Below are 5,353 nucleotides of genomic sequence, written 5' to 3' on the forward strand. Positions count from 1 at the left end.
GAACACCGCTAAATCTGTCACAATTAAATCCACACTTCGCCGCCCGCTGAGGGGATAGCTGCACGCCTTGACGATTTTACTGGCCCCGTTCTTTGCTGTATGAGTCATCGTGACAATGACGGACTTAGCCCCCGCCAGCAAATCCATGGCACCGCCGACACCCAATATGCTTTGACCCGGAACAGCCCAGTTGGCAATTCGTCCACTTTGGTCGACCTGCAAGGCGCCTAATACAGCAGCATCGACATGGCCGCCTCGAATCATTCCAAAAGAATCGGCACTATGAAAGAAGCTTGACCCAATTCCTTGTCCGACGGGGAGTTTCCCGGCATTGACTAAATTTGGATCCACTTCCTCCGCCGCTGCTTTCGTGACCCCTAATAAGCCGTTCTCTGTATGTAGACAAACAGCAGTATCTTCACCTATGTATTCAGCCACAAGGGTGGGGATACCGATCCCAAGGTTTACAATTCTGCTTCCTGCCAGGGCTTTGGCTGCCCGTTTAGCAATAAGGCGGGAGGATTGATTCGGCTGGCTCATCGGATAACGACTCCTTCCTTCGTCAGAATATAGCGTGCTTCTATGATGGCATCAATATAGAGGTGAGGGGTAATGATGGATTCGGGGTCCAATTGTCCGGCAGGGACGATTTCATCCACCTCTGCTATGACGTATTTGGCGGCAGTCGCCATGATAGGATTGAAATTACGGGCGGTTTTGTAATAGGTCAGGTTTCCGAGTGTGTCAGCCTTATGGGCTCGGATAAAGGCAATGTCACCGCGCAGTGCTTTTTCGAAAATATAAGACTTGCCGTCAATGATGCGTTCTTCCTTGCCTTCAGCGAGCTTCGTGCCAACCGCCGTTGGAGTGAAATAACCACCCAGCCCTGCACCGCCTGCTCGGATCGATTCAGATAAGGTGCCCTGTGGGAGGAGCTCGATCTCTAGTTGGCCTTTGAGGTATTTATCACCGACATCGCGATTACTAGTGAAATAAGAGCCGATGGCTTTTGTGATTTTGTTTTGATTAAGAACAATCCCCAATCCTCTGCCAGATTCGCCGAGATTATTACTGATGACGGTCAGGCTGTTAACGTCTGTTTTGGTCAGTTCATCAATCAAGGTCAGTGGTGCGCCAATTAGCCCGAAGCCTCCGACAAGGATTGTATGCCCGGATTGTAAGGGGTGGAGGGCTTCTTTGGCATTCGATTTTAATTTAGACATAGCATAACTCCTTTCTCTTAATCTATATGCAGGCCGATTGAAAATAAGCAATAACAAACTTGTATGTATAAGTTATGACGTGGATTTCATAAAAATTATAAGAAAATACATATTTATCTTGAAAAATTGTTCATTAATGCTAAAATTTAGATGTGGTTATACGGATAACTTGGTATATATTTGTTTGTTCAATCGTAGAATACGAGAGTTAACAGGTTTGCTTGTACGGATAATTTTTAATTGAAGGGGAGCTGGAGAACAGATGGCTAAATATGCAATTGGGGTAGATTACGGTACTCAGTCAGGAAGAGCGGTGTTGGTGGAAATCGGAACAGGTCGCGAAGTGGCGACTTCTGTGAAAGCGTATTCACACAGTGTAATGGATGAATTTTTGCCGGATGGCGTGACGCGCCTGGAACATGATTGGGCCTTACAGCATCCAGCAGACTATTTAGAGGTATTGGGAAGCACGATTCCAGCTGTGCTGAACCAAGCCGGCATTTCAGCTGAGGATGTCATTGGGATTGGGATTGATTTTACCGCATGTACGGTATTACCGATTGATGAGAACAGAAACCCTCTATGCTTTGCGGATAAATATAAAAACAACCCGCATGCCTACGTCAAGCTATGGAAGCATCATGCAGCACAGGAGGAAGCGAACCGCTTGAATAAAATCGCGGATGAACGCGGGGATGCCTTCCTGCAGCGTTATGGCGGTAAGATCTCCTCAGAATGGCTGTTCCCTAAGCTATGGCAGATTGCCAATGAGGCACCGGATGTATATGAAGAAATGGACCAATTCGTGGAAGCGGCAGACTGGGTTGTCTCTCAGCTGACAGGCGCATTAAAGCGAAACAGCTGTACAGCTGGATACAAGGCCATTTGGCATAAGCAAGACGGCTATCCGGCAAAGGATTTCTTCAAGGCGCTTGATGAGCGATTGGAGAATGTGGTGGAGGAGAAATTGTCTCGGGATATTTATTCGATTGGCGAGAAGGCCGGGGAGCTGACAGACTGGGCGGCCGAGCTGACAGGGTTGAAGCCGGGCACAGCCGTTGCCATTGCTAATGTGGATGCCCATGTTGCCGCGCCTGCTGTTGGAATCACAGAGCCAGGCAAGCTCCTCATGATCATGGGAACGTCCACATGCCATATCCTCCTTGGGGAGGAGGAAAAAATGGTTCCGGGCATGTGCGGAGTCGTGGAGGACGGTGTCATTGCAGGATTCATGGGCTATGAGGCCGGGCAATCCTGCGTGGGCGACCACTTCGAATGGTTCACGGAAAATTGCGTACCGAAGGCCTGCCAGGAGGAAGCAGAAAAACTTGGCATGAACATTCATCAATATTTAACAGAAAAAGCCGGCAAGCTGGCAGTTGGTGAAAGCGGTTTATTAGCGCTTGACTGGTGGAACGGAAATCGTTCAACGTTGGTGGACGTGGATTTGACTGGTGTCCTGCTTGGTGCGACCTTGCAGACGAAGCCAGAGGAAATCTATCGTGCGTTGATTGAGGCAACGGCTTATGGAACAAGAACCATCGTTGAAGCGTTCCGAAACAGCGGGGTTCCTATTCATGAGGTATATGCATGCGGAGGCATTGCTGAGAAGAATGCTCTGATGATGCAAATCTATGCAGATGTACTGGATATGGAGATTCGCATCTCCGCCTCCTCACAAACGCCGGCGCTAGGTTCTGCCATGTTTGGAGCGGTTGCAGCCGGCAAGGAGCGCGGCGGATATGATGACATTAAAGAGGCAGCTAAGGAAATGGCCCGGTTAAAGGATGTTGTCTATCGTCCAAATAAGGAGAATGCAACTGTATACAAGCAGCTATTTGCGGAGTACACGCGCCTCTATGATTATTTTGGCCGCGGGGAAAATAACGTCATGAAGCAATTAAAAGCCATTAAAAAGGCGAGCCGAAAACCGATTGCAGCCGTTTAAGAGAATCAGAGGGGAAGGGAGAGCTGTTCATGCTAGAATCATTGAAGGAGCAAGTACTTAAGGCGAATCTCTTATTGCCTGAGTACAAGATGGTGACATTTACATGGGGAAATGTGAGCGGGATTGACCGGGAGGAAGGATTGGTCGTCATCAAGCCGAGCGGGGTGCCATATGAGGAGCTGAAGGCAGATGACCTGGTTGTCGTCGATTTGGATGGAGAAGTGATAGAAGGGAGCCTGCGGCCGTCATCTGATACAGCGACACATTTGGCGCTCTACAAAGCTTTCAGTGAAATTGGCGGCATCGTACATACCCATTCGCCATGGGCGACAAGTTGGGCTCAGGCAGCACGCCCGATTCCGCCTCTTGGGACAACCCATGCGGATTATTATTATGGGGAGATTCCTTGCACCCGCATATTGACTGAGCAGGAAATCACGAGCGGCTATGAGCTTGAGACAGGAAACGTCATCATCGAGACGTTCCGAAACAAAGGGCTTGATCCTGTCGCCATGCCAGGTGTACTCGTTTCAGGACATGCACCATTTGCATGGGGGAAGGATGCGATGCAGGCCGTTCATAATGCGGTCGTGCTCGAGGAAGTGGCGAAGATGGCCCTGCAGACCTATCAATTAAACCCGAATGCACAGCCAATCGATCAGTATTTACTGGATAAGCATTACTTGCGCAAGCATGGAAAGAACGCCTATTACGGGCAGAAGGCAGCAAGGAACTAATAATGACATTGATGGGGGAATGAGACTATGTTAACAGTGAAGCCTTATGAATTTTGGTTTGTGACCGGCAGTCAAAACTTGTACGGAGAAGAGACATTAAAAGAGGTAGAAGCGAACACAAAGAAAATCGTTGAATCGCTCGATGAGGATTCTGCTTTATCCTACCGCCTAGTCTTCAAGGATGTCGTGAAGGAGGCCGATTCGATCAGACGATTGGCGCTTGAGGCGAATGCAGATGAGAATTGTGCTGGAATTGTGACCTGGATGCACACCTTCAGCCCGGCAAAAATGTGGATTGCGGGTCTTGCTTCGCTGCAAAAGCCGCTTCTCCATCTTCACACACAGTTTAATCGGGATATCCCATGGAACGGGATTGATATGGACTTCATGAACACCAATCAGTCCGCACATGGCGACCGTGAATTCGGCTTCATGGGCAGCCGCCTGCAAATCAAGCGCAAGGTCGTTGTCGGTCATTGGGATAGTGAAGAAGTGAAAACAAAGATTGGCAGCTGGATGAGAACAGCTGTTGCCTTCTCAGAGAGCAAGCAATTGAAGGTGGCTCGCTTCGGCGACAATATGCGTAATGTGGCCGTGACAGAGGGAGACAAGATTGAGGCGCAAATCAAGCTTGGCTGGACAGTTGACGGCTATGGAATCGGAGACTTGGTTGACAGCATGAATCAAGTGACCGAGGAGCAGCTGGATGACGTTATGAAGGAATATGAGGAAACATACAGCATCGTTCCAGAAGGACAAAGCGAAGGGTTCATCAGAGATTCCATTCGATATCAGGCAAAGATTGAGCTTGGATTGAAATCCTTCCTTGAAAAAGGAGGCTATACGGCCTTCACGACAACATTTGAAGACCTGCATGGCATGAAACAGCTGCCCGGGCTTGCTGTACAAAGATTGATGGAGCAGGGCTACGGATTTGCTGGTGAAGGGGATTGGAAAACAGCAGCGCTCGTTCGTCTTGGCAAGATCATTGCTGATGGGGAGGATACATCCTTCATGGAGGATTATACGTATCATTTCGAGCCAGGCAATGAGATGGTCCTTGGGGCACATATGCTTGAAGTGTGTCCGACCATTGCGGCGACCAAGCCGACGATTGCTGTACATCCGCTTGGGATTGGCGGCAAAGAAGACCCAGCCAGGATGATCTTCAACGGGAAGAGCGGATCAGCCTTGAATGCCTCCATCGTGGACCTTGGTCATCGCTTCCGCCTCATCGTCAACGAAGTGGATGCAATCGAGCCTGAGATTGACATGCCGAACCTGCCAGTCGCCCGTGTCCTCTGGCGCCCGCAGCCTTCCTTAAATGAAGGGGCAGAAAACTGGATCCTTGCCGGAGGGGCCCATCACACACTATTTTCCTATAAAGTCACGACTGAACAGCTGCGTGACTTTGCGGAGTTAATGGGAATAGAATGTGTCGTCAT

The 5,353-nt window shown here is 49.3% G+C and carries 5 protein-coding genes; 3 read left to right on the plus strand and 2 right to left on the minus strand.

The window, feature by feature from the left end:
• The coding region (locus ACI35L_RS16330; protein ID WP_439803325.1) for a 3-oxoacid CoA-transferase subunit B at nucleotides 1-540 on the minus strand (540 nt) is incomplete at its 3' end.
• Complete coding sequence (locus ACI35L_RS16335) at nucleotides 537-1,223, minus strand: CoA transferase subunit A (RefSeq protein WP_439803326.1); 687 nt, start codon at nucleotides 1,221-1,223, stop codon at nucleotides 537-539. The genes ACI35L_RS16335 and ACI35L_RS16330, both read right to left, overlap by 4 nt.
• Nucleotides 1,224-1,485: 262 nt before the next feature.
• On the opposite strand from ACI35L_RS16335, the gene araB reads away from it, so the two are divergent.
• The 3 genes from araB to araA all read left to right on the plus strand — a co-directional run.
• Nucleotides 1,486-3,171, plus strand: a complete 1,686-nt coding sequence (gene araB / locus ACI35L_RS16340; protein ID WP_439803327.1) for a ribulokinase — start codon at nucleotides 1,486-1,488, stop codon at nucleotides 3,169-3,171.
• Nucleotides 3,172-3,200: 29 nt separating this feature from the next.
• Nucleotides 3,201-3,908 (plus strand): L-ribulose-5-phosphate 4-epimerase, encoded by a 708-nt coding sequence (gene araD, locus ACI35L_RS16345; protein ID WP_439803328.1) that lies wholly within the window; start codon nucleotides 3,201-3,203, stop codon nucleotides 3,906-3,908.
• Nucleotides 3,909-3,935: 27 nt separating this feature from the next.
• Nucleotides 3,936-5,353 (plus strand): L-arabinose isomerase (gene araA / locus ACI35L_RS16350; RefSeq protein ID WP_439803329.1); only part of this gene is annotated, 1,418 nt, incomplete at its 3' end.

Source organism: Pradoshia sp. (genome assembly GCF_051873915.1).
GTDB lineage: Bacteria > Bacillota > Bacilli > Bacillales > Pradoshiaceae > Pradoshia.

Coding starts and splice junctions, on each gene's coding strand:
- ACI35L_RS16335 (WP_439803326.1), bottom strand. CDS start 1,223: ATGTCTAAATTAAAATCGAATGCCAAAGAAGCCCTCCACCCCTTACAA.
- araD (WP_439803328.1), top strand. CDS start 3,201: ATGCTAGAATCATTGAAGGAGCAAGTACTTAAGGCGAATCTCTTATTG.
- araB (WP_439803327.1), top strand. CDS start 1,486: ATGGCTAAATATGCAATTGGGGTAGATTACGGTACTCAGTCAGGAAGA.